General features: G+C 72.6%; 17 protein-coding genes. 6 read left to right on the top strand and 11 right to left on the bottom strand.

The window, feature by feature from the left end; translation table 11 throughout:
* The first annotated feature begins 94 nt into the window (after nt 1–94).
* The 3 genes from DK419_RS11190 (at nt 95) to DK419_RS11180 (ending at nt 4,438) form a co-directional block, all read left to right on the top strand.
* On the top strand, nt 95–1,264 hold the full coding sequence (locus tag DK419_RS11190; protein ID WP_109959140.1) for a M20 aminoacylase family protein: 1,170 nt from the start codon (nt 95–97) through the stop codon (nt 1,262–1,264).
* Nucleotides 1,265–1,866: 602 nt separating this feature from the next.
* Nucleotides 1,867–3,600: a dihydroxy-acid dehydratase gene (ilvD, locus tag DK419_RS11185; protein ID WP_109959139.1), complete on the top strand. Its 1,734-nt coding sequence runs from the start codon at nt 1,867–1,869 to the stop codon at nt 3,598–3,600.
* The gene (locus DK419_RS11180; RefSeq protein WP_167450837.1) at nt 3,587–4,438 is read left to right on the top strand and encodes a tetratricopeptide repeat protein; all 852 of its coding nucleotides are present in this window, start codon (nt 3,587–3,589) and stop codon (nt 4,436–4,438) included. Before ilvD ends, DK419_RS11180 begins: the two co-directional genes overlap by 14 nt.
* 36 nt (nt 4,439–4,474) lie before the next feature.
* Here the strand turns inward: DK419_RS11180 and DK419_RS11175 are convergent, their stop codons facing one another.
* Nucleotides 4,475–5,098, bottom strand: coding sequence for a glutathione S-transferase family protein (locus DK419_RS11175; protein WP_109959138.1), 624 nt, complete (start codon nt 5,096–5,098; stop codon nt 4,475–4,477).
* Nucleotides 5,099–5,373: 275 nt separating this feature from the next.
* On the opposite strand from DK419_RS11175, the gene DK419_RS29415 reads away from it, so the two are divergent.
* Together DK419_RS29415 and DK419_RS11165 are read left to right on the top strand one after the other, a co-directional pair.
* A complete protein-coding gene (locus DK419_RS29415) occupies nt 5,374–5,562 on the top strand; it encodes a hypothetical protein (protein WP_245442910.1) in 189 nt (62 codons plus the stop codon).
* Nucleotides 5,563–5,696: 134 nt separating this feature from the next.
* Complete coding sequence (locus DK419_RS11165; RefSeq protein WP_109959137.1) at nt 5,697–6,062, top strand: hypothetical protein; 366 nt, start codon at nt 5,697–5,699, stop codon at nt 6,060–6,062.
* A gap of 35 nt (nt 6,063–6,097) precedes the next feature.
* Here the strand turns inward: DK419_RS11165 and trxA (DK419_RS11160) are convergent, their stop codons facing one another.
* From trxA (DK419_RS11160) to ahcY, 9 genes are all read right to left on the bottom strand, one after another.
* Nucleotides 6,098–6,418 (bottom strand): thioredoxin, encoded by a 321-nt coding sequence (gene trxA, locus DK419_RS11160; RefSeq protein ID WP_109959136.1) that lies wholly within the window; start codon nt 6,416–6,418, stop codon nt 6,098–6,100.
* 473 nt (nt 6,419–6,891) lie between these two features.
* Nucleotides 6,892–7,212, bottom strand: coding sequence for a thioredoxin (gene trxA, locus DK419_RS11155; RefSeq protein WP_109959135.1), 321 nt, complete (start codon nt 7,210–7,212; stop codon nt 6,892–6,894).
* Between the two features lie 172 nt (nt 7,213–7,384).
* Nucleotides 7,385–10,840 carry a double-strand break repair helicase AddA gene (addA, locus tag DK419_RS11150; protein ID WP_109959134.1) on the bottom strand — a complete coding sequence of 1,152 codons (3,456 nt, stop codon included), beginning with the start codon at nt 10,838–10,840 and terminating at the stop codon, nt 7,385–7,387.
* Between the two features lie 211 nt (nt 10,841–11,051).
* Nucleotides 11,052–14,219 (bottom strand): double-strand break repair protein AddB, encoded by a 3,168-nt coding sequence (gene addB / locus DK419_RS11145; protein ID WP_109959133.1) that lies wholly within the window; start codon nt 14,217–14,219, stop codon nt 11,052–11,054.
* Nucleotides 14,216–14,713 carry a GNAT family N-acetyltransferase gene (locus DK419_RS11140; protein ID WP_109959132.1) on the bottom strand — a complete coding sequence of 166 codons (498 nt, stop codon included), beginning with the start codon at nt 14,711–14,713 and terminating at the stop codon, nt 14,216–14,218. Before DK419_RS11140 ends, addB begins: the two co-directional genes overlap by 4 nt.
* Before the next feature lie 73 nt (nt 14,714–14,786).
* Nucleotides 14,787–15,530, bottom strand: a complete 744-nt coding sequence (locus DK419_RS11135) for a nucleotidyltransferase family protein (RefSeq protein ID WP_109959131.1) — start codon at nt 15,528–15,530, stop codon at nt 14,787–14,789.
* Nucleotides 15,531–15,549: 19 nt separating this feature from the next.
* Nucleotides 15,550–17,082 carry a tRNA (adenosine(37)-N6)-threonylcarbamoyltransferase complex ATPase subunit type 1 TsaE gene (gene tsaE / locus DK419_RS11130; protein WP_208642305.1) on the bottom strand — a complete coding sequence of 511 codons (1,533 nt, stop codon included), beginning with the start codon at nt 17,080–17,082 and terminating at the stop codon, nt 15,550–15,552.
* Between the two features lie 228 nt (nt 17,083–17,310).
* Nucleotides 17,311–19,794, bottom strand: a complete 2,484-nt coding sequence (locus tag DK419_RS11125; protein ID WP_109959129.1) for a sensor histidine kinase — start codon at nt 19,792–19,794, stop codon at nt 17,311–17,313.
* Nucleotides 19,795–20,165: 371 nt separating this feature from the next.
* Complete coding sequence (ahcY, locus tag DK419_RS11120; RefSeq protein WP_109959128.1) at nt 20,166–21,572, bottom strand: adenosylhomocysteinase; 1,407 nt, start codon at nt 21,570–21,572, stop codon at nt 20,166–20,168.
* A 201-nt stretch (nt 21,573–21,773) separates the two neighbouring features.
* Here ahcY and DK419_RS11115 point away from each other — a divergent pair, with 201 nt between their 5' ends.
* Nucleotides 21,774–23,393: an ABC transporter substrate-binding protein gene (locus DK419_RS11115; protein ID WP_109959127.1), complete on the top strand. Its 1,620-nt coding sequence runs from the start codon at nt 21,774–21,776 to the stop codon at nt 23,391–23,393.
* Nucleotides 23,394–23,740: 347 nt separating this feature from the next.
* Here DK419_RS11115 and DK419_RS11110 read toward each other — a convergent pair whose 3' ends face one another.
* Nucleotides 23,741–24,490 (bottom strand): pseudouridine synthase, encoded by a 750-nt coding sequence (locus tag DK419_RS11110; RefSeq protein WP_109959126.1) that lies wholly within the window; start codon nt 24,488–24,490, stop codon nt 23,741–23,743.
* Nucleotides 24,491–24,495: the final 5 nt, after the last annotated feature.

The raw sequence follows: 24,495 nt of genomic DNA, 5'->3' as shown, positions 1-24,495 counted from the left end.
CATCCGCGGCCCTGGACTCGGGCGGGACCGCGTCTGAGGATGCCGCCGTCCGGCCCGGGCATCGCGGGCCGAATCCCGGAGCGCTTTGTCCCGCATGTCCCCGATCGATCGCATCTCCGCCGACCTCGACGCGCTCACCGCCATCCGGCGCGACCTGCACGCCCATCCCGAGCTCGGCTTCGAGGAGGTGCGCACCTCCGGCGTCGTGGCCGACAAGCTCGCCTCCTGGGGCATCGAGGTGCATCGCGAGGTCGGCCGCACCGGCGTCGTCGGTGTCCTGAAGGGCCGCGGCACCAGCGGGCGCCGCATCGGGCTTCGGGCCGACATGGACGCCCTGCCGATCGAGGAGGCGACCAACCTCCCCTACCGCTCGACGGTCCCGGGCAAGATGCACGCCTGCGGCCATGACGGCCACACCACGATCCTGCTCGGCGCCGCCAAGTACCTGGCCGAGACGCGCGACTTCGACGGGACCGCGGTGTTCATCTTCCAGCCCGCCGAGGAGGGCCTGGGCGGCGCCCGCGCCATGCTGGCCGACGGGCTGTTCTCGCGCTTTCCCTGCGACGAGGTCTACGGCCTGCACAACAACCCGAGCGGGCGGACCGGCGAGCTCTCGGTGCGGCCCGGCCCCGCCATGGCGGCGGCCGACTTCTTCGACATCCGCATCATCGGACGCGGCGCGCACGGGGCGCAGCCGAACCGCGGCATCGACCCGGTCGTGGTGCAGGCCGCCCTGGTCCAGGCGCTCCAGACCATCGTCAGCCGCAACGCCAACCCGCTGCAATCGGCGGTCCTGTCGATCACCCAGGTCCATGCCGGGGCGGCCTACAACGTGATCCCGGAGGAGGCCCACCTCGCCGGCACGATCCGCACCTTCGACGACGACATCCGCGCCCTGGTGGCAAAGCGCATGCGCGAGATCGCCGCCGGCGTGGCGGCGACCTTCGGGGCCGAGATCACGGTCGACATCCGCGACATCTTCTCGGTCCTGCGCAACAGCGAGGCCCAGACGCAGGCCGCCGCCGAGATCGCCACCGAGCTGTTCGGCGCCGCCAAGGTCGACCTCGCGCCCGAGCCCAAGATGGGCAGCGAGGACTTCGCCGACATGCTGCACGCGGTGCCGGGCGCCTATGCCTGGCTCGGGGGCAAGGCCGGGGCGAACCTGCACAACGCCGCCTTCGACTTCGACGACGCGATCATCCCGCTCGGGGCGGCGTACTTCGCCCGCCTGGTCGAGCGCCGCTCGGCCGCAGCCGCCGGCTGAGCGCCGGCCCCGGACCGCGCGGCGGCCGGAGAACGCCGCCGCGCGGTCCGCTCACCGATTCGCCGCGCGGCCGATGCCAGGCGCCGCGACGGCTCCGCCCGCGAGGCGCCGCGCCGCGACTCGCGCCGGCCAAGTCGATCGCCGTGCGGGCCAAGTCGATCGCAAGTGAAAATCGCATCGGGGTCGGACCGGCCCGCACAGGCCCGCGTGCGTCGCGCCGAGGACTTCGCCTCACCCCGGACACGAAGGCCGGGCAGGGTGCGCCCGGATGCCGAAGGGCACCCCTCGCCCTTCGTCGGACCTCGCCCGCAAGCTTAGCTGTGGCGAGGTCGCAACACCCCGAAAGCATCCCAGCTTTGCCCCAGACCGCACTTTGCTCCGCCGCGTTCCCGCCATAAACCGACGGCACCTCAACGGCCACGTTAAGCGACTGTCCCCACAGCGATTTATCGCGGTCTTCCCGGGTTCCCGGGGATCGCGGGCAAAGCTGGCGGATTGACCCCCCGACGGGTTCGTTTCGCGTGAGCCGTCCCGGGACGGTGCAGGGAGCGGGACCGGAGAAAAACCGGCCTTTCAAGAAACTACGGGTACGGGACAGGGCCATGGACGCGCGTCACACCACCGACAAATCGAAGCTGCCCAGCCGCTACGTGACCGAGGGTCCGGACCGCGCGCCGCACCGGTCGTACCTGTACGCCATGGGGCTGACCCGCGAGCAGATCCACCAGCCGCTGATCGGCGTGGCGTCGTGCTGGAACGAGGCGGCGCCCTGCAACATCTCGCTGATGCGCCAGGCCCAGGCCGTGAAGAAGGGCGTGGCCGCCGCCGGCGGCACCCCGCGCGAGTTCTGCACCATCACGGTCACCGACGGCATCGCCATGGGGCACCGCGGCATGCGCGCCTCGCTGCCGTCCCGCGAGGTCATCGCCGACTCGGTCGAGCTGACCATGCGCGGCCACGCCTACGACGCGCTCGTGGGGCTGGCCGGCTGCGACAAGTCCCTGCCCGGCATGATGATGGCGATGGTGCGCCTCAACGTGCCCTCCGTCTTCATCTACGGCGGCTCGATCCTGCCCGGCACCTTCCGGGGCCAGCCCGTCACCATCCAGGACCTGTTCGAGGCGGTCGGCAAGCACTCGGTCGGCGCGATGAGCGACGACGACCTCGAGGAGCTGGAGCAGGTCGCCTGCCCGTCGGCCGGCGCCTGCGGCGCGCAGTTCACCGCCAACACCATGGCGACCGTCTCCGAGGCGATCGGCCTGGCGCTGCCCTACTCGGCCGGCGCCCCCGCTCCCTACGAGATCCGCGACCGGTTCTGCGCCACCGCCGGCGAGATGGTGATGGAGCTCCTCGCCAAGAACATCCGCCCGCGCGACATCGTCACCCGCCGCGCGCTCGAGAACGCCGCGACCGTGGTGGCGGCGTCGGGCGGCTCGACCAACGCGGCGCTCCACCTCCCGGCGATCGCGCACGAGTGCGGCATCGAATTCGACCTGTTCGACGTCGCCGAGATCTTCAAGCGCACGCCCTACATCGCCGACCTGAAGCCCGGCGGGCGCTACGTCGCCAAGGACCTGTTCGAGGTCGGCGGCATCCCGCTCCTGATGAAGACGCTGCTCGACGGCGGCTTCCTGCACGGCGACTGCCTCACCGTCACCGGCCGCACCATCGCCGAGAACCTCGCCAAGGTGTCGTGGAACGCGAACCAGGACGTGGTGCGCCCCTCGAGCCAGCCGATCACCGCGACCGGCGGCGTCGTCGGCCTCAAGGGCAATCTCGCCCCCGAGGGCGCGATCGTGAAGGTCGCCGGCATGCCGCCGGAGAAGCAGAGCTTCGCCGGCCCGGCCCGGGTCTTCGACAACGAGGAGGCCTGCTTCGAGGCGGTGAAGAACCGCACCTACAAGGAGGGCGAGGTCCTGGTGATCCGCTACGAGGGCCCGCGCGGCGGCCCCGGCATGCGCGAGATGCTGGCGACCACCGCGGCCCTCTACGGCCAGGGCATGGGCGACAAGGTGGCTCTCATCACCGACGGGCGCTTCTCGGGCGCCACCCGCGGCTTCTGCATCGGCCATGTCGGGCCCGAAGCCGCGGTGGGCGGCCCGATCGGCCTCCTCCAGGACGGCGACATCATCCGCATCGACGCGATCCAGGGCACGCTCTCGGTCGACCTCACGGATGACGAGCTCGCCCAGCGCCGCGCGGCCTGGCAGCCGCGGGCCAACGATTCGACCTCGGGCTACCTGTGGAAGTACGCGCAGACCGTCGGCCCGGCGGTGACCGGCGCGGTGACGCATCCGGGCGGGGCCCAGGAGACGCTCTCCTATGCGGACATCTGAGGCCGGCCTGCCCAAAAGGGCGGGCCGCCGGTTCCTCCTCGCGCTCCTCGGCCTGACGATGGCCGGGGCCGGCCCGGCTGCTGCGCTCGACGCCGCGGTGCGGACGCCGGTGCCCGCGGCGGCGGGCTACCGCAGCGCCCGCGAGGCGATGCGGACGGGCATGCGCGACTACAATGCCGGCGACAAGGAGGGCGCCGCCCGCGCCCTCGAATACGCCGCGGGACAGGGCCATGCCCTGGCCCTGTGGAAGCTCGGCCGCATGTACGCGGAGGGCGACGGCGTCCCGCACGACGACCTCAAGGCGTTCGAGTTCTTCTCGAAGATCGCCGACGAGAACGCCGACGAGGGACCGGAGGCGCCGAATGCCGGCGTGGTGGCGAGCGCGTTCACGGCGCTCGGCCGCTACTTCCTCGACGGGATCAAGGGCTCCTACGTGCGCCCGAACGTCGAGCGCGCCTACGACATGTTCAACTACGCGGCGACCTACTACGGCGACCCGAACGCGCAGTACAACCTCGCCCGGCTCTACCTCGACGGCACCGGCGTGACCCAGGATCCGCGCCAGGCGGCGCGCTGGTTCAACCTCGCCGCCGAGAAGGGGCATCCGGCCGCGCAGGCGCTGCTCGGCCAGCTCCTGATCAACGGCCAGGGCGTCACGGTGCAGCGCGCCCGGGGCCTCGCCTGGCTGACGCTCGCCCGCGACGCGGCGGAAGGGCCGAAGGACCAGTGGATCGTCGCCCTGCAGGAGCAGGCGATGTCCGCCGCCAACGAGCGCGACCGGGCCGAGGCCCAGTCCCAGGTCGACGGCTTCTATCGCCGCAGCGCCAAGGGACGCTGACACGAGGGGACGGTCACCCGCCCCCTCGACCCTACCTCAGCCCTGCCGGGCCGCGATCGCGGCCTGGAACGACGGACGCTCCAGGATGCCCGTGACGTAGGCCGCGAGCCGCGGCCAGCGCCCGGCATCGACCGCCTCGCCGGCGAGGTGCAGGTTGTGGAAGCCCGTCGCGACCGAGATGTCGGCGAGGCCGAACGCGCCGCCGACCAGGAACGGTCCGTCGATCACCCCTTCGAGATAGTCGAACAGCCGCGGCAACTCCTCGCCCATGCACTTGGCGACCACCGCCTCGTCGCAGGGCTGCTTCATCATCTTCGGCCGCAGGACCCGCTGGACGAAGGGCTTGATCAGCACCGGGAACAGCTCGGTATCGCCGAGCTCGTCGAACCAGAGCGCCCGGCCGAGATCCTGCGCGTCCGTCGGCAGCAGGGCCGGCGCCGGGTGCGTGCGCTCCAGGTAGTGGATGATCGCCGAGGAATCGGCGAGGCGAAACTCCTCGTCCTCCAGGGCGGGGATCTTGCCGAACGGGCTGGCGGCCCGGAAACGCGGATCGGGATCGTGGAAGCGCAGCGGCACGTGCTTGGCCTCGATGCCCTTCTCGGCGAGGACGACGAGCACCTTGCGGACGAACGGCGACAGGCTGGTGCCGTAGAGTTTCATGGATCTCTCCCTGCGGCTGAGGACCGCCCGGGCCGTATCGCACCGGAGGCGCCCGGATGCACCCCTCCCCGCCTGGAAAGCGCGGGCCCCCGGGCCCATACTCCGGTGAGGCCGCTTTCCGGCCCGGCGAGGCCTCCCGTGGACGATACCTTCGAACTGCGTGAGCGCCTGTCCCGCGCCTGGCGGGCGGTGTTCGACAACGCCGTCGAGGCCGGCAGCCCGCCCGCGGCGGTGGTCGAGACCATGACGGCGGTCGCCCACGCCCGCTTCGCCGATTGTTCGGCACCTCCGCGGCGGCGAGCTACCTCGCGCTCCTCGCCGAGCAGATGCGCGACGTCGACCACGACGAGGCCGAGACCCTGATCCGCGGCGAGGCGCCCGGCCCGGCGCCGTTCGACGGGGGCGCCGCGGCGGAGGACGTCGCCGCGATGGACCCGGCCTGGATCGACCGCGACCCCCTGTAAGGACGAACGGAGGCGCCGCGCCCGGTCTTCTCGGGCGTGCGCCGGCGCACATGGCGGGTCGAATGGGCAGGAACCGGGTTTTCCGCCGCCGGTTCTCGCCACGCAATCGTCACTCGTGCGTTGCGAGCACGTCCATGATCCTCCGCTCGTCCCTCGGCTCCGCCCTCGCCGCCACTGCCTGGATCGCCTTCGGCTTCACGGCCCAGCCGCACCGGGAGCAGGCGACGCCCCAGGACACGGTCCTGCTCTCCGGCATCGAGGCCGACCTCGCTAGCCGACGCTGCGAGGGTGTCAGGATCGATGCCGAGCACTTCCGGGCCTTCTCGTCCCGGGCGCAGCTCAGCCACGCCGATTTCTTCCAGAAGACCCGCTCCGTCCGCCTCCAGGCCGCCCTCGACGATCTGGACACGCGACTGCGTCGCGACCGGCGGGCGGCCTGCGACGCGATCTGGGTGGCCTACGGGCCGGGCAGCGCGCTCCAGCTGCTGCGGCGGGGGTGAGCCGGCAGGCCCGCACGATGGGACGCGGCGAGCGGTCAGACGTGGTCCTTGATCCAGCTCACCATCCGGGTCTTCGGAAACGCACCGACGCGGTTCGAGACGAGATTGCCGTTCTTGAACAGGAGCAGGGTCGGCATCGCCTGAACGCCGTACGTCCTCGGCATTCCCTCGTTCTCATCGATGTTCAGCTTCACGAACCTGACCCGACCCTGGAACTCGGTTGCCGCCTCTTCCAGAGCCGGAGCGATCAGGCGGCAGGGGCCGCACCACGGCGCCCAGATTTCCACCACGACCGGCTCCGCCGATCGCAGCACGACCTGCTCGAAGGTGTCGTCGGTCACCGCCTCGATCGCCATCCAACAATCCCTTCCGCGACTCACGATCCGGATCGATCCTGTCGTCGGGAAATCATCGTCTGTCGGTCGTTAATTTTATGACACGTCGTTCATCGGAACTTGCTTGACTCGCCGCGCAAGTTGTCCGGCGGCGACATTGACAACGATCTGTATCGTCATGGAAATCGACGAAGTCGAGAACACGGGATCCGTGCCGGCTGATAAGGCCGGATCAGGCGATCATCGTCCGGCTTCATCCTGCACCGTCAGCGGTCACGGATCCCGGACTCCGCTACGCGGCCTCGGGACGACGATGGAGGATTTCAAGTCTATCGCTTCAGCCGGACAAGCTCAGGGAGAAACGGAGCGAGCTTGCGCCCCTCCCCGTCCACGCGAGGTTGTCCCAAGGACGACGACGCCACAACCGCCCGTCCGAAATGCAGAAAGCCCGGCCTCACGGCCGGGCTCCTCGTCGATCGATCGGGCCGCCGCGCTCAGGCGCTGGTCTGGATCCAGCGCGACAGCTCGCCCTTCGGCTTGGCACCGACCATCTGGCCGGCGAGCTCGCCGCCCTTGAAGATCATCAGGGTCGGGATCGACCGGATGCCGTACTGGGAGGCGATGCCCGGGTTCTCGTCGACGTTGACCTTGGCGATCTTCACCCGGCCGTTCATCTCGCTGGAGATTTCCTCCAGCGCGGGACCGATCGCGCGGCACGGGCCGCACCACTCGGCCCAGAAATCCACCACCACCGGCTCGGCCGATTGCAGCACGTCCTGCTCGAAGCTCGCGTCGGTCACCTTCACGGTTGCCATCGCTGAAAATCCTTCTCGTCATGAAGCCGGCCGACGGCGCGGACCGGCCCGCGTGGGTGGGAAGTTAAGAACCGCACCGGGGCCGATCAAGCGCGACGGCCACGTCATCCCCGCTCTCATGCCCCCTCCCCGGGGCCGTCCCCGCGCGGCCCGTGTGCCGGCGCACGCCGGGTCACGCCAGCGTGTCCAAGGCGGCGTCGCACTCCTCCGGGCTCAGGCGGCGGAAGGTCGGCCCGGCGGTCCAGACGAGGAGCGGGACGAGGGCGCGGCCCGGATAGATCGTCCCGAGGAGGCGGGCGTAGAGCGCGACCTGCGCCGCCTGGCCCCGCGGCGTCGGCGCGCCGTCGCGGGGCGGGCGGCCGGTCTTGAAGTCGACGAGCCAGACCGCCTCGTCCGTCACCGCGATCCGGTCGACCCGGCCATGCACCGGGCGCATCGCCCCGTCGACCGGGAGACTGCCGGCGAGCGTCACCTCGGCCCGTCCTTCCGGCCCGAACAGCACCGCGAGGTCGGGATCAGCGAGGAGCCGCAGGGCCTCCGCGGCGATGGCGGAACGGCGATCCGGGTCGAGGCCCGGCGCGCGGGCGGCGACGAAAGCCTCCGCGGCGCCGGCCCGCCGCTCGGGCGCCAGCGCCGGCAGGTGCTCGAGCAGGGCGTGGACCAGCACGCCGCGGCGGCGCGCCGCCGGGTCGCTGGAGCGGGCATCCGAGCGGCGCGGCTCGTCGGCGGCGCCGAGGCCGGAGGGGCGAAGCGGCGGCAGCGGCTCGGCCTCGGGCGTCACCGCCCGGTGGAGCCAGTCCGGCACCGCCTCGGGCTCCGGCACCGGCACGGCGGTGGCCGGGGCTTCCGGCAGGGCCGCGCCCTCGCGCCAGCTCTCCGCCGGGCCGTAGGGCATCTCGGCGACCTCGACGCCGCCGAACTCCTTCACCAGGCCGCGGCGGATCATCTCGCACCAGGCCGCCGCCGGGGTCTCCTTGTCGTTGCCGGCATAGGGCGCGATCACCAGCCGGTCCTTGGCCCGGGTCATGGCGACGTAGAGCAGGCGGTTGTGCTCCTCGCCGGCCCTGGCGTGGAGCGCGTCGCGGGCCGCCGCGACCGCCGGACTGTCATGGGCCTTGGCGCTCGACCAGACCGGCACGGTGCTGCCATCCTCCAGCCGCATCGGGATCAGGGCCGGGTCGCGGCCCGCCGCATCGCAGCCGTCGAGCACGAGAACCAGCGGTGCCTCCAGCCCCTTGGCGCCGTGCACCGTCATCACCCGGACCTCGTCGCGGGCGGAATCGAGGTCGCGCTTCACCGTGTGGCCGCCGGCATCGCGCCCGCCGCTCGGGGCGTAGCGGGACAGGAAGCCGGTGAGCGAGGGCGCGTCGGGCCCGGCCTCGGCCTGGGCGGCCGCCGTGAGGAAGACGTCGATCGCATCGCCCGCCTCGCCGCCGAGGCGCTGGACCAGCAGCGCCCGGCCGCCGCGCGGCCCGAGCAGCTCGGCGTAGAAGCCGAACGGCCCGTGCGTCCGGGCGAGGTCCATCCAGCGATCGAGCGACGCGGCGCCGCGTTGCGCCGCCGGGTCGCCGGCCTCGGCGCGGCGGCGCAAGGCCGCGACCAGCGACTCCGCCGGGTCGCGACCGGCCGCGATGCCGACGAGGTCGTCGTCGGTGAGGCCGACGAGCGGCGTCTTCAGCGCGGTGGCGAGCGTCAGGTCGTCCTGCGGCAGCAGCGCGGCGCGGCCGGCCGCCACGAGGTCGAGGACCGCGATGTGGGCGGCGATGTCGAGGCGGTCCTGGCCGGCCACCGGTACGCCCTCGGCCTTGAGCGCCCGGATCACGCCCTCGAAGGCGGCGGAGCGCTTGCGCACCAGGATCAGCACCTCGCCCGGCCGCCAGACCCGGCCGGATTCGTCGCCGGAGGTCGTCCAGAGCCGCACCGCCCGCGCCACCCGGCGCGCGGCGACCAGGGCCGGCGCGCCGGCCTCGATCGCGTCGACCGGGTGGGTCCAGGCGTCGGGCTCCTCCTCGGCGCTCGGGCGCTCGACCGGCCACAGCTCGACCTGGCCCGGCGCCCGGACGCGGGCGGTGGAATGCACGGTGCCGATCGCGGTGTCGCCGAAGGACAGGCCGCGATAATGGCCCTCGATCCCGAAGGTAGCGTCGACCGCCCGCAGGACGCCGATGGCGGAGCGGAACGACAGGGTGAGGCCGACATCGGCGAAGGGCAGGCCGGCCCCTTCCGCGTCGCGCCGCCAGGCCCGCCGCGTGGTCTCGAACTCCTCCGGCGCCGCGCCCTGGAAGCTGTAGATCGACTGCTTGGGATCGCCGACGGCGAAGCGGGTGCGGGCGAGCCCGGCGCCCGCCTCGCGGGCCCCGTCGCCGGCGCAGAAATCCTCGGTGATCCGGCGCAGGATCTCCCATTGCTGCGGGTTGGTGTCCTGCGCCTCGTCGATCAGCACGTGGTCGACGCCGCGGTCGAGCTTGTACAGCACCCAGGCCGAATCGACCCGGGTCAGGAGGTCGAGGGTCTTGTGGATCAGGTCGTCGAAGTCGAGGGCGCCGAGGCGCGCCTTCTGCGCCTCCATCCGGCGGTGGATCTCGGCGGCCAGCGTGAACAGCGCCTCGGTGCGGGAATGGGCCCGGGCGGCCTTGAGGCGGTCGCGCAAGGCGCCGAGCCGCGCCTGCTCGGCGAGCAGCGCCTCCTTGGCGGCGGCCGGCACCGCCTTGGTGCCGAGGCTCGCGGCGGCGTAAGGGTCGCCCTCGCCTTCGTCCTTGAAGAACGCCGCGAGCGTCAGCGTCAGCCGGGCCGGCCCGGTGGCGGAGGCGGCGAGAGCCAGCGCATCGGCGCGCTTCTCGTCCGTGGCCTTGCCCGTGCGCAGCGCCTCGATCAGGCCGGCGAGGTCGGGCCCGCCGTCGCGCATCCGCGCCTCGATCGAGCCCGAGGTCTCGTCGGGCGCGAGCCCAAGCGCGTCGCGCAACGCCGCGAGGCGGGCCGGCACCCCGTCGGGATGGCCGATCAGGCTCCGGTTCTGCACCGCCGCCACCATCGCCCGGCGCAGGGCCTCGCCCGCCGCCTCGGGGGCGACGAGGGCGAGCGCCGCGGCCAGCTCCGGGTGATGCGCGTCGACCGCATCGGCGAGCACGTTGTCGATGGTGCGGTCGATCGCCTCGCGGGTCTGGGCCTCGTCCAGCACCACGAAGCGGGCCGGCACGTTGGCCTCGAACGGCACGAGGTGGAGCAGCCGCTCGCACAGGGCGTGCAGGGTCTCGATCTTGAGCCCGCCCGGCGTCTCGACCGCCCGGGCGAAGAGGCGCCGCGCCCGGCGCAGGGTGGCGCCGTCCGGTGCCTCGCCCTCGAGCGCCGTCAGCTCGGCGCGAAGCTCCGCCTCGTCGAGGGTGACCCAGCGCCCGAGCCGCTCGAACACCCGGATCGCCATGTTGGCGGCCGCCGCCTTGGTGAAGGTGAGGCAGAGGATCTTGGCCGGGGCCGCGCCGTGCAGCAGCAGGCGCACCACCCGGTCGGTGAGCACCTTGGTCTTGCCCGCCCCGGCATTGGCCGACACCCAGGCCGAGGCCCGCGGATCCGCCGCCCGCCGCTGCGCGTCCTGCGTCAGGCCGTCGACGACGAAACCCTCGATGCCCATCCGTCCTCCCGGTCACGCCCCACCGTGCCGGGCTCGCACCGAAGGAAGCGTTGCCTCAAGGGCGATCGGGGGGTGCTGCACAGGGATTTCGGGGGGCGTGGCGGCGGGGGCACAGGGGGATTGCCCGCCTCTCGCCGGCCGAACGAGGCGACGGACCGAACCCTGCCCCCGCAGACGGGAGGAGGGTTCGATCCGGCGCGCCTTCAGCCCCTCACTCCTCCCCCTCGACCAGCGACCACTCCCTGACCCGCGCGAGGTGATCGTAATCCGAGTAGGCCTTGGCGTATTTCGGATAGGGCCGGGACAGGTAGGACGCCTCGCCGGCCATGAACGCGCCGACGAGCTGCCGCAATCCCGCGACGTGCGCCTCGACCAGCTCGGGAAGCGTCCGTCCGTCGTTGCGCGGCGCCTTGAGCGGCATCGGATCGAGGGGCGTCTTGCCGCCGCCGGCGCGGACGTAGAGGAGGTCCGGCGTCTCGGCGGCGGCCCCGAGCCCCTTGAAGGCGCCCGCGCGCAGCATGGCGGCCTCGAGCGTCAGCTGGGGCGAGAACCCGGCGAACACCTCGCGGGCGCTCGGGGGCTGGCCGGTCTTGAAGTCGATGATGGTGTGGCTGCCATCGCGCCGGGTCTCGATCCGGTCGGCGCGGGCGCGCAGGGTCAGGACGTGGCCGCCCGGGATGTCCAGGACCCAGCGCCCGCCGGTCTCGGGATGGACGCGCCGCAGGCCGGGGCGGCGCTCGGCCTCCCAGGCCAGGAAGGCCTCGGCGAGCCGCACGAAGCGCGGCCACCACTCGGCGTAGAGCTCCGGATAGGCGTCGGCGATCGGCGCGAAGGCGTTGGCGGCGAGCCCGTAGAGGACCTGCTCGGCCTCGTCGAGGGACGGCAGCGCCTCGGGGAAGCGCTCGGCGAAGCCGCCGAGCACGTCGTGCACGATGGTGCCGCGGTCGCTGGCGCTCGGCTGCACCGCGACCGGCTCCAGGGCGTCGAGGCCGAGCACGTGGCGGGCGAAGATCCCGTAGGGGTCGCGCACCAGGGTCTCGATCTCGGTGACGCTGAGCGAGCGCGGGAAGAGGGCCGGATCGGGCCGGGGCGCCGGGCGGCGCAGGCGCGGCGGGAGGGGGCCGCTGCGAAGGCCCGCCCCTGCATCGATCGCGGCGGCGAGCGCCCGGACGCGCTGCCCGCCCTGCACGAGGCCCGTCCAGATCTCCTCGCCCGCGAAGGCGCGCAGGCGCTGGAGGAAGCGCGACGGCACCGTCGGCGCGCCCTCGCGCTTGTGCGCCCGGGTGACGATCGCGTCGGGGCAGCCGAGCGCCTGCACGAAGTCGTGCGCCGTCTGGCCGAGGCGCCGCTCCGGCGGCGGCAGACCGACGCGGCCGCGCATCGGCCGGTTGAGGAAGGCGTCGGTCTCGGCCTTGGGCGGCCACACCCCCTCGTCGAGGCCGCCGAGCACCACCCGGTCGACGGAGAGGAGGCGCGCCTCGAGGAGCCCGAGGATGCGCAGGCGCGGATGCGGGCTGGCGTTGCGCCGCGACACCACCCGCTCGCGCGACAGGGCGGTGAAGAAGGCCGGGTAGTCCGAGAACCGGCCGGCGAGGAGGCCGGGCTCGGCCAGCTCCATGTCGTCGAACAGCGCGTCGAGCACCGCCACGGAGGCGTCGACCTCGGGCCCGGGCTCGTCCTCGTCCTCCTCGGGGCCCTCCATCAGGAAGTCGCAGGCGGCGCGGTGCCGTCGCGCGATGGCGATCAGGTCGTCGGCGGCGTCGTCCTCGTCGGCGGAGAAGTCGCGAAAGGCGACCGAGAGGCGCAGAAGGAGTTCGTCGGCCGCCCCCCACTCCTCCGGGGTGAGGCGGCGGCGCGGGCGGGGATCGTGCCGGCGCTCCTCGGCTCGGGAGAGGCGCAGGGCGTCGGCGATGCCGGCGAACCCCTTGGCCGGGGCCGGACCGCGCAAGCACCCGATCTCCAGCGCGGCCGCCGCCTGCTCCACCTCCGCCCGGGTCAGGCCGAGGCGTACCAGCGGGTGGGCGAGGAGCGCCAGCACCCGCTCGGGCTTGGCGTCGAGCGCCGCCACGTCGGCGGCGAGCCGGGCGAGGCGCCCGGCCGGGCTGCGGGCGAGCGGCTCGCCGGCGGAATCGTCGGCGACGATGCCCCAGCGCCCGAGCTCGGCGGCGACGCGCAACGCCAGCGCCCGGTCCGGGGTGATGAGGGCGGCGGTGCGGCCGGGCCGTTCCAGCGCCTCGCGCAGGGCGACCGCGATGGCGAGCGCCTCCTCGCGCTCGTCGGCGGCCTCGACCACCCGGATCCCGGCGGCGCCGTCGCGGGCGAGCGCCCGGCGGATGCCCGCGTCGAGGTCCGCCCAGGCGTCGGTGGTCTCGGCCGGGCGCAGGGCCTGGGACAGCAGGCATGCCCGGGCCGCGGCGGCCGGGGTCGGGGTGCCGAGGGGGACGATGTCGGCGCGGTCGAGGGCGAGGAAGCTTTTTCCCACCAGGCGGTGCAGCACCGCCTGCGGGTGGGCGTGGGCCGCCGCCTCGCCGTCGCCGGCGGGGTCGATCGCGGTCCAGCCGGCGGCGTCGAGGTCGCGGTCGAGGCCCGGCAGCACCACGGCGCCGCGCGGCAGCCCCGCGATCGCGGCGATGAGACGGGCGGTGGCCGGAACCGAGCCGGTCGAGCCCGCGACGATCACCGGGTCGGCCGGGCGCTCGCGGGCGAGGCGCGCGGCTTCCGCCAGTACCAGGGCGCGGCCGCGCTCGACCGGATCGCTGACGCCGCGATCGGCGAGGATCCGCGGCCAGTGCTCGGCGGCGATGCGCACGAAGTCGAGGGTGAGCGAGAAGTAGCGCGAATGCTCGGCCTCGACCGCGCCGGCGATGTCATCCCAGGGCAGGCCCTCGACGGTGAGGCTGTCCATCAGCCCCTCGAGGTCGGCCGCGAGCCCGATCGCGTCGGCCGGCGAGGACGGCACCCGGAACGGCACCTCGTCGCCGAGCGGCAGGAGCTGGCGGTCGACGGTGCCGGCCCAGGCCTGGACGAGGCGCGCCAGGATCAGCCGGCGCTCGAGCGCCGGGATCGGCGGGCGCAGGACGTCGTCGCGGCGCTCAGGCAGCGGCGCGGAGAGAAGGTCGAGCTCGGCCTCGTCGGCCTCGCCGAGCGGCACCATCCGGGGCAGGAGCGCGGCCGGTCCGCATTCCCGGGCGAGGATCGCCGCCAGGGCCCGGGCGGCGCGCCGGGTCGGCAGGTAGAGCGTGACGGCGGCGAGCCCGAACGGCCCGCCCGCGAGGTCGCCGACGAGGCGCCCCGACAGCAGCGCCTCGGCGAGCGTGTCGAGGAAGGGCGCCCCCGGCGGGATGGTGAAGACGCGGCTTCCCGGATCCGGCGCGCTCACCGGGCGGCCCCCCGCAGGAGGTAGCGCACCGTCTTCAGGCCGCCGTGGATCTCGGCCGTGCCGACCTCGTCGAAGCCGAGGGCGGCGTGGAAGGCGTCGGAGCCCGGGTTCGGCGGCACGCGGTTGACCTCGCAGGCGACGCGGCCGTGGCCGGCGGCGGCGGCGCGGGCGAACAGGGACTCGTAGAGCGCGCGCGCGATCCCGCGGCCGCGCTGCGCCGGGGCGGTGACGATCCGGTCGACGTAGACGAAGCGGGGGTAGCGGGCCCGGAACCAGCCGAAGTTGGGGCTGGCGTAAGTCGCGTCCTGGTCGAGGGCGATCAGGAAGGCGGCGAGGCCGTCCTGGCCGATGACGGCAGTGGCGAGGAACGACTGGTCGAGGAGGGCGCGCAGGGCCGGCTCGTCGAGGGGCGAGGTCTCGGCGACGTTCGCGGCGTTGAGGGCGAGGACCGCGTCGAGGTCGTCGATGGGACCAATCGAGAAGCCGGGGGTCATGCGGGATCCGTGCGAGCTTTTCGGCGGGGCGATGAGGCGCCTCCCCTCCCCGCAGGGGGGAAGGGAAGTCTCCTCACGGCTGCGTCGCGCTCGCCCGCACCCGCTCCTCGGCCTCGCGCAAAGCCTCCGGCGTGCCGACATGGAGCCACTGCCCGTCGAGGCGCAGGCCGAACAGGCGCTCGGCCGCGATGGCACGGTCGAACAGGAGGTTCAGCGAGAACGAGCCCTCCGGCGTGTCGGCGAAGAGTTCGGGCTTCAGGATCGCGACGCCGGCATAGACGAAGGGCGCGACCTCGCGCTCGGCCCGGCGGGTCAGGCGCCCCTCCCCGTCCATGTGGAAGTCGCCCGGCCCGTCATAGCCGAGGCTGGTGGCGGCGGAGGCCAAAAGCAGCAGCATGTCCATCCGCTCCGGGTCCCAGGCGGCCACCAGCCGGCCGAGATTCGGCTGCGGGCCTTCGAGCCAGAACGAATCGGAGTTCAGCACCATGAACGGCGCCGCCCCGAGGAGCGGCAGCGCCTTCTTCACCCCGCCGCCGGTCTCGAGCAGCTTGTCGCGCTCGTCCGAGATGGTGACGACGGGCCCCGAGCGCCGGCGCACGAGGTGCGCCTCCATCAGGTCGGCGAGGTAGTGCACGTTCACCACCGCCTCGGGGATGCCGGCCTCGGCGATCCGGTCGAGGGCGTAGTCGACCAGCGACTTGCCGGCGACCTCGACCAGGGGCTTCGGCGTGGTGACGGTGATCGGGCGCATGCGCTTGCCGAGGCCCGCGGCCAGCACGAAGGCGCGCGTCACGGCAGGGGTCGGGGAATCGGTCATCGGGAGGTGTTTTCGGCGGTCAGGAATCGGCGGGACAGAGGCGCGGCAGGTGCTCGGCGTACCAAGCCCGCACGCCGGCGAGCGCCGGATGGGCGAGGTTGCGGGCGAGGTAGCCCTCGATGCGCGGCAGGTGGGCGAGGTAGCCCGGCTTGCCGTCGCGCCGGTCGAGGCGGGCGAAGATGCCGAGGATCTTGGTGGCGCGCTGCGCCGCCAGCACCGCGTAGGCGCGGGCGAAGCCCTGCATGTCGAACTCGGCGTCCCGCAACTTGCGCTCGCGGGCGTAGAGGCCGAGCAGGCGCAGCTCGAACTCGGCGCTGGCATCGACCCGGGCGTCCTGCAGCAGCGAGGCGACGTCGTAGGCCGGGTGGCCGAGCACCGCGTCCTGGAAGTCGATCACGCCGATGCGCTCGATCCCGTCGCGCTCGGGCAGCCAGATCAGGTTGGGCGAGTGGTAGTCGCGCAGGGTCCAGGTCCGGGCCTCCGATTCGAGGCCTTCCAGCGCCTCGCTCCAGGCCGCCACGAACGAGGCCCGGGCCTCCGGCACCAGCGGAGTGTTGGCGACGAAGGGCGCGTACCATTCCGGCAGCAGCTCGGCCTCGAACAGCAGCGCCTCGCGGTCGTAGGGAGGCAGGACGTGGTCGCGGCCCTCGGCCACCGGCAGCACGGCGGGCAGGGTCGTGCCGTGCAGGCGCGCCAGCACCTTCACGGCCTCGGCGTAGCGCTCGGGGCGGGGCCCGTTCTGGTCGATGACGGGCTCGCTGCCGAGATCCTCGAGGATCAGGATCCCCGCCTCCAGGTCCTCGCCGAGGATCTTGGGGGCGGAGAGGCCGAGCGCCCGCAGGCCGCGGTCCATCGCCACGAAGGCGTGCACGCTCTCGGCGAGGTGGACGATGGCGCTGTAGGGCTTGCCGTCGCGCACCGGCGGCCCGTCGGCCTTCGGGGGCGAGATCATCAGCACCGCCTTGGCGCCGTCCGGGTTGGTCAGGCGCTCGTAGGAGCGGCTCGACGCGTCGCCCTGCATGTGGGTGCGCTCGGCCTCGCCCCAGCCGGAGCGGTCGAGGAGGACGCGCAGCGCCCTCGCCCGCATCAGCCGGTCGCCGAGGCCGCCGCCGCCGATCAGGCGGGCGAGGCGGGCGTCGTCGCCGAATTCGGGCTTGAGCGAGAGGTCGATGGCGAGCGTCGGGCCGTGGCGCGGCGGCAGCCGGTCGGGCCACTCGACGAGCGCGATCGCCCGCTCGGTCAGCTCGTCGAAGCCGAGCTCGACCAGCTCGTCGGGCCCGCGCAGCCGGTAGAGGTCGGCATGGACCACCGCCTGGTCGCCCCGGCCCTCGTAGGGCTGCACGAGCGTGAAGGTCGGGCTCGGCACTTCGAGCTCCGGGTCGCCGACGATGTCGCGGATGATCGCCCGGGCCAGCGTCGTCTTGCCGCCGCCGAGCCCGCCCGAGAGCGCCACCAGGTCTCCGGGCCGCAGGATCTCGGCGAGGAAGCGCCCGAGATCCTCGGTCGCGCTCTCGTCCGGCAGCACGATCTCCCAGGGTGTGCGCTCGGCCATGCCCTCCTGGTCCACTCCGCCATCCTCGCTCACGGGCCCGTCCGGGGCGTCGCGCCCCGGTGATGGCCCATGAAATAGCCCATGAACCTTAACCTTTCCCGGACGGGGCCGGGGCCTCGCGCCGGGGCTCGCGACACGGCGCCGGAGACAACGCGGACAGGGTGCCGGAATTTCCCGATCCCGTCACCCGCCGGCACGAAACGTCAGGACGCGGCGGCCGCTCGCCGGCTACTCGGCCGCCGCCAGATGCGCCTCGCCGTCGCCCACCGGGAAGGTGCAGGTGACCCGGGTGCCGGCGCCGGGGGCCGAGGCGATGTCGATGCGCCCGCCATGGAGCTCGACGAAGGAGCGCACGATCGACAGGCCGAGGCCCACGCCGCGGTGGCGGGTGCCCAGCGTCTGGCTCTCGAAGCGCTCGAACACCCGCGCCATCACCTCGGGGGGCATGCCGCGGCCCTGGTCGATCACCTCCAGCACCAGGCTCTCGCCGTCCTTGCGGGCGCAGACCCGCACCTGCTGGCCCGGCGCCGAGAAGCCGACCGCGTTGGAGAGCAGGTTGAACAGGATCTGGCGGATGCGCTTGCCGTCGGCGACGAAGCTGCCGATGTCGGCCGGGACGTCGAGGACGAGGGCGATGTCGGCCTCGGCCAGCCGGTCGCCGATGCCCCGCACCGCCGCCGCGATGGTGGTTTGCACGTCGACCCGCTCGCGCGTCAGCTCCATCGAGCCGGCATCGATCGAGGCGAGGTCGAGGATGTCGTTGATGATGACGAGGAGCGCCGCCGACGAGCGCATGATGTGGTCGGCATATTCGCGCTGGCGCGGGTTGAGGGCGCCGACGGTCTCGTCGCCGAGGAGCTCGGTGAAGCCGATGATGTTGGTGAGCGGCGAGCGCAGCTCGTAGGAGACGTGATGCACGAACTCGTCGCGAAGGCGCGTCGTGCGCTCCAGCGCCTCGTTCTTGTCGGTGAGCGCCCGCTCGACGTTGACGCTCGCCGTCACGTCGATGTGGGTGAGCAGCGTCGCGCCGTCGGGCAGCGGCTCGGCGGCGCAGTCGAGCATGGTGCCGTCCTTGAGCGCCAGCCGGCAGGCGAGGCCGCGGCGGGCATCGACGAGGCCGGTCACCGCCTCGCGGATCTGCGTCCAGGGCTCCTCGGCCGGGCTCAGGGTCCGGCAGACCGCGATCACCTGGTCGATGTGCGGCTGGACCTCCAGCATCTCGGGGGCGATGCGCCAGACCTGGGCGAAGGCCCGGTTGGCGAACTTGAGCCGCCCGTCGGTGCCGAACACCGCCACCGGCTCGCGCAGGGTGTCGAGGGTCTCGCTCTGCACCTGCATCAGCACGTTGTAGCGCGACTCGAGGTGGACCCGCTCGGACACGTCCTCGAACAGGTAGGTGAGCCCCCCTTGCGGGTTCGGGTCGGCGAGGACGCGGAGCGTCCGGCCGTCCGGCAGGTGCCACCAGGTCTCCTGCGCCTCGGCGGCGCGGTAGGCGGCGAGCACGCCGGCCTTCCAGGTGCGGAAATCCGCCTGCTCGGGCAGCTTGCGGGCGTTGCGCAGGGTGTCGAGGATCTCGCCGTCGAGGGGCCGGGTCTCCAGGAAGGCGGGAGCGAGGTCCCAGAGCTGGCGGTAGGCGGCGTTGTGGAAGATCAGCTGCTGGCGCGCGTCGAACATCGCGACGGCGGTGGGCAATTGGTCGAGGGTGCGGACGTTGGCGTCCATCTGGCGCTGCAGGTCGGCGCGCACGCTCTCGAGCTCCGAGACGTCGACCGCGATGCCGACGGTGCCGGCCTCGGTCGCGACCTCGGTGACGTCGAGGGTGCGGCGCGCGCCCGCCACCACGGCGGAGACCCGCAGCGGGTTGCCGCCGCCCCGGGAGCGGCGGCGCTCGGCCTCCTCGCGGGCCGTGCGCTCGAGGAGCTCCGCCCCCTCGCGCACCGCGCGGGCGACGTCGCCGGCCTCGGCCGCGGCGACGTAGGCGGCGTTGGCCCAGGCCAGGCGCCCGTCGCGGCCGCGCCGCCAGACCGGCTGGGGAATCGCGTCGAGGAGGCCGGCGAGCGCCGAGAGGCCGTGGCGGGCCTCCTCCAGGGTGGCGCGCAGCTCGACCAGCTCCCTCCGCTCCCCGGTGAGCTCGCGCAGGCGCAGGAGCGCCTGGCCGCCGACCGCCTGCCCCTGCGCCTCGACGGTGCGGCCTTGCAGGGTGTGGACGGTGCGGCGGAAGCGCTCGCCGCGCCCGCGCAAGGCCTCGACCGCGGCGTCGAGGGCGGCGGCGTCGTGGGGGACGAGCCAGGCCCCGAAGGCGAGCACCCGGCGGGCGGAGCCCGGCCGCGACCCCTCGGCGGTGATGCCGACATCGCCCTCGATCCGCGGCTCGCCGCGGGCATCCCAGGTCACGACGAGCTGCGGCTCGGAGCCGAGCAGCAGCTCGGCCCGGTCGTGGGCGCCGCGCAGCTCCGAGAGCTCGGCGTTCAGGGTGTGCTCGCGCCGGGCCCAGCGGGCGCGCTCGCGCAGGTAGAGCAGCGACAGGATGGTGGCGAAGATCGTCAGGCCGATCAGCACCGCGAAGCCGACGGCGTTGTGCGCGTGCAGGCCCGGGGCGGTCTCCGCCGCCTGGGCGGCGGCCGCGAGGCCGAGTGCCCAGCCAAGGGCGCCGCCCAGTACGCCGGCGCCCGCGCGGCCGCCGGGCCGCCGCGGCGTAGGTCCAACCCCCATGATCCGTCCGTCTCCACGCGAACCGGCGCGCCGGCCCTCGACCGGACCGGCACGCCTCACGACCGCAACGCTACGCCTCGATGGATGCCGGGCGCCGCCCGCGACGCGGGACGCCCACCCCCCTCCAGAGATTCGGCCGGAGTTTAGCGCGGCGCGGATTCGGGCCGGAAGGGGTGAATTGGGGGAAGGCCGCCGAGGCCCGCACGGAGCATCGTCAAGGGCACAGAAATGCCACACCTGTGAAAGAACAAAAATAGAACGCAAGCGACGACACGATCGCACAACCGCGACCTTGGAGCGTACACGCAAAAAGAAGAGCCCGGCCTTTCGGGCCGGGCTCCCCATCGATCGTCGTGCGATCGTCGCGCCGATCAGTAACGGTAGTGATCGGGCTTGAACGGACCGGCCTGGCTGACGCCGATATAGGCGGCCTGGTCCTCGCGCAGCTTGGTCAGCTTGACGCCGATCTTCTCGAGATGCAGCGCCGCGACCTTCTCGTCGAGGGCCTTGGGCAGGGTGAAGACGTTCTTCTCGTACTTGCCCGGGTTGGTCCAGAGCTCGATCTGGGCCAGCGTCTGGTTGGTGAACGAGGCCGACATCACGAAGGACGGGTGGCCCATGGCGTTGCCGAGGTTCACCAGGCGTCCCTCCGACAGGAGGATGATGCGGTGGCCGTCGGCGAACTCGATCTCGTCGACCTGCGGCTTGATGTTCTGCCACTTCAGGTTCTTGAGACCCGCGACCTGGATCTCGTTGTCGAAGTGGCCGATGTTGCAGACGATCGCCCGGTCCTTCATCGCCCGCATGTGGTCGAGGGTGATGACGTCCTTGTTGCCGGTCGCGGTCACGAAGATGTCGGCGCGGGGCGCGGCATCTTCCATGGTGGTGACCTCGTAGCCTTCCATCGCGGCCTGGAGCGCGCAGATCGGGTCGACCTCCGAGACCAGCACGCGGCAGCCGGCATTGCGGAGCGAGGCGGCCGAGCCCTTGCCGACATCGCCGAAGCCCGCGACCATCGCGACCTTGCCGGCCATCATCACGTCGGTGCCGCGGCGGATGCCGTCGACGAGCGACTCGCGGCAGCCGTAGAGGTTGTCGAACTTCGACTTCGTCACCGCGTCGTTGACGTTGATCGCCGGGAAGAGGAGCTTGCCCTCCTTGGCGAGCAGGTACAGGCGGTGCACGCCGGTGGTGGTCTCCTCCGAGACGCCCTTGATCGACTCGGCGAGGCCCGCGAACCAGCCCTTCGGCTTCTCGGCCAGCATGCGCTTGAGGAGGGCGAAGAAGATCTCCTCCTCCTCCGAGCCCGGCTTGTCGAGGAAGGCGGTATCGCCCTGCTCGGCTCGCAGGCCGAGATGCACGAACATCGTGGCGTCGCCGCCGTCGTCGAGGATCATGTTCGGCATGCCGCCGTCATGCCACTCGAACAGCTTGGCGGTGTAGTTCCAGTAATCCTCCAGGGTCTCGCCCTTGATGGCGAAGACCGGGATGCCGGCGGCGGCGATCGCGGCGGCGGCGTGGTCCTGGGTCGAGTAGATGTTGCACGACACCCAGCGGATGTCGGCGCCGAGAGCCTTCAGGGTCTCGATCAGCACCGCGGTCTGGATCGTCATGTGCAGCGAGCCGGCGATCTTGGCGCCCTTCAGCGGCTGGCTCGCGGCGTATTCCTCGCGCACGGCCATCAGGCCGGGCATCTCGGTCTCGGCGATCGCGATCTCCTTGCGGCCGAAATCGGCCAGGGCGATGTCCTTGACGATGTAGTCCTGCGTGCTCGGCATGGTCGGGCTCCCCGGTAGCGGCCGTTTCGGGGTGGGCCTATAGCAGCCCCCCGGCAGGGAGGCAATCAAGATATAAAGATGTCTTTATGCGACTGGTTCGACGGTGAGCGTGTGGTCGCCGCGGCCCCGCTTGCATGCCTCTTGCAGACGTCAGGCGCGTAACGCGGCCGGACGGGCCGCGCGCCTTTCCGGGGTCCTTCGATGCGTCACGCTTCCCTCTCGCGCCGCCAGATGCTCGCCGGAGCCACCGCCGTCGCGGCGCTCGGGCCCACCGGCGCGGTCCTCGCCGAGGGGACGGCGTCGGGCGGCCTGACCTACGGCATCTCGCTGTTCGACCTGCCGCTCACCACCGGCCAGCCGGACCGGGGCGCCGGCGGCTACCAGTTCACCGGGCTCACCCTCTACGACCCCCTGGTCGCCTGGGAGCTCGACGTCGCCGACCGGCCGGGCCAGCTGGTGCCGGGGCTCGCCACATCCTGGGAAAGCGATCCGGCGGACCGCCGCAACTGGGTCTTCCGCCTGCGAGACGGCGTGAAATTCCACGACGGCTCAGGGTTCGATGCCGACGCGGTGATCTGGAACTTCGACAAGGTTCTGGACGCCAAGGCACCTCACTACGACCAGCGCCAGGCCTCGCAGGTGCGTCCGCGCCTGCCCTCGGTGGCCTCGTACAGGAAGCTCGACGCCATGACCGTGCAGGTCACCACCAAGGCGGTCGACGCGCTGTTTCCCTACCAGATGCTGTGGTTCCTGATCTCGTCGCCGGCGCAGTACGAGGCGGTCGGGCGCGACTGGACCAAGTTCGCCTTCCAGCCCTCCGGTACCGGCCCCTATCGCCTCGCCGCCCTGGTGCCGCGGGTGCGCCTGGATCTGGTGCCGAACGCGACCTACTGGAACCCGAAGCGGATGCCGCGTCTCGCCAAGCTGACGCTGGCCTGCATCCCGGAGGATCTGTCGCGGGCGAATGCGCTGCTCTCCGGCAATGCCGACCTGATCGAGCTGCCCGCCCCCGACGCGGTGCCGCGCCTCAAGGGCGCCGGCATGCGGGTCACCGGCAACGATACGCCGCATGTCTGGAACTACCACCTGTCGATGCGGGAGGGCAGCCCGTGGCGCGACCTGCGCCTGCGCAAGGCCGCCAACCTCGCCATCGACCGCGACGGGGTCGCCGCGCTGATGGGCGGGCTCGCGACCCCGGCCGTGGGCCAGGTGCAGCCCTCGAGCCCGTGGTTCGGCAAGCCGGGCTTCACGATCGGGTATGACGCCGATCAGGCGCGCGAGCTGGTGCGGGAGGCCGGCTACTCGGTGCAGAACCCGCTGCGCACGACCTTCATCATCCCGACCGGCGGTTCGGGGCAGATGCTGTCGCTGCCGATCAACGAGTTCGTGCAGCAGGCTTGGGCCGAGATCGGGATCGCGGTCGAGTTCCGGGCGGTGGAGCTCGAGGTCGCCTACACCGCCTGGCGCCAGGGCGTCGCCGACCCGTCGCTGAAGGGCGTGACCGGCAGCAACATCGCCTACGTCACCTCGGACCCGCTCTACGCGATCCTGCGCTTCTACGATTCGACGCAGGTGGCGCCGACCGGCGTGAACTGGAGCCACTACCGCAACCCGGAGGTGGACCGTCTCTGCGACGCGGTGCGGGCGAGCTTCGACCCGGCCGAGCAGGACCGGATGCTGGCGCGCATCCACGAGATCGTCGTCGACGACGCGGTGCAGGTCTGGGTCGTGCACGACACCAACCCGCACGCGCTGTCGGGGAAGGTGAAGGGCTATATGCAGGCGCAGCACTGGTTTCAGGATCTGACGACGCTGGGGTGAGAGCGCCTCGTCTTGAACTGGATGCGGGGGCTCGGTGGCGAGCCGGCGCATGAACGAATCAGGAAATGGCGGTGAGCCGTGCGTCTATCTTTCGTCCGCGAGCGGACGCCAGGTCAGCCGATCGACGATCGGCTGACACCTCAGGATGAGGTCGCGGGTGGGAGGAGTTGCCGCCGCAGCCTGAAGGCCGTGTCGTGGACCGTGCGCCGCGCAGCGGAGCCCGGAATGACCAGTAGGGTTTAGAAGTCTCGGGGGGCGAATCGAACAGGCTTGGACGTTCGGGGACAGTTGCAGGTGGCAGAGCGAGGCTCACCGTCGCACGGTCTCAAACAACCTGATATACCCGCTCACTCCACCCCGAACACCCGCGCCACATCCCCCTCCTCCATCACCCGGTACCGTCCGGGCTCCAGGTCCGCCGGCAGGTCCAGCGCGCCCACCCGATCCCGGTGCAACGCCGTGACGTGGTTGCCGAGAGCCGCGAACATCCGCCGGACCTGGTGGTAGCGCCCCTCCGTCAGGGTCACGGCGGCGCTCGTCGGGCCGTGGACCTCCAGGGCGACCGGCAGCAGCGGCTTCTCCTCGCCCTCCAGCATCAGCGTGCCGGAGGCGAGGATCGCCCCCTCGTCGCCGCGCAAGGGGCGGTCCAGCGTGACCTGGTAGCGCTTCGAGACGCTGGCCTTCGGCGAGATGATCCGGTGCAGCAGCGCGCCGTCGTCGGTGAGCAGCAGGAGGCCGGAGGTCTCCTTGTCGAGGCGGCCCACCGTCGAGATCGCCGGCTCGCGCCGGCGCCAGCGCGGCGGCAGCAGGCCGTAGACGAGCGGACCGGCCTCCTTGTGCGAGCAGGTGACGCCGAGCGGCTTGTGCAGCATCAGGGCCAAGCCCGGCGGCGGATCGAGGGGCTTGCCGCTGACGGTCAGCCGCGCCGGCAGGTCCGGGTCGAGGGCGATGCGCCGGTCGGCGTCGCGCAACGGCGCGCCGTCGAGCACCACGGCGCCGGCGCGGGCCAGCATCTGGATCTCGCGGCGCGAGCCGTAGCCGAGATTGGCGAGCAGCCGGTCGAGCCGGACCGACGCCACCTTCGCCTTCGTGCTCATGTCCT

This window comes from Methylobacterium terrae (assembly GCF_003173755.1).
Taxonomy (GTDB): Bacteria; Pseudomonadota; Alphaproteobacteria; order Rhizobiales; family Beijerinckiaceae; genus Methylobacterium; species Methylobacterium terrae.
Note: the sequence above shows the minus strand (reverse complement) of the source record. Positions and strands in the feature narration are given on the sequence as shown.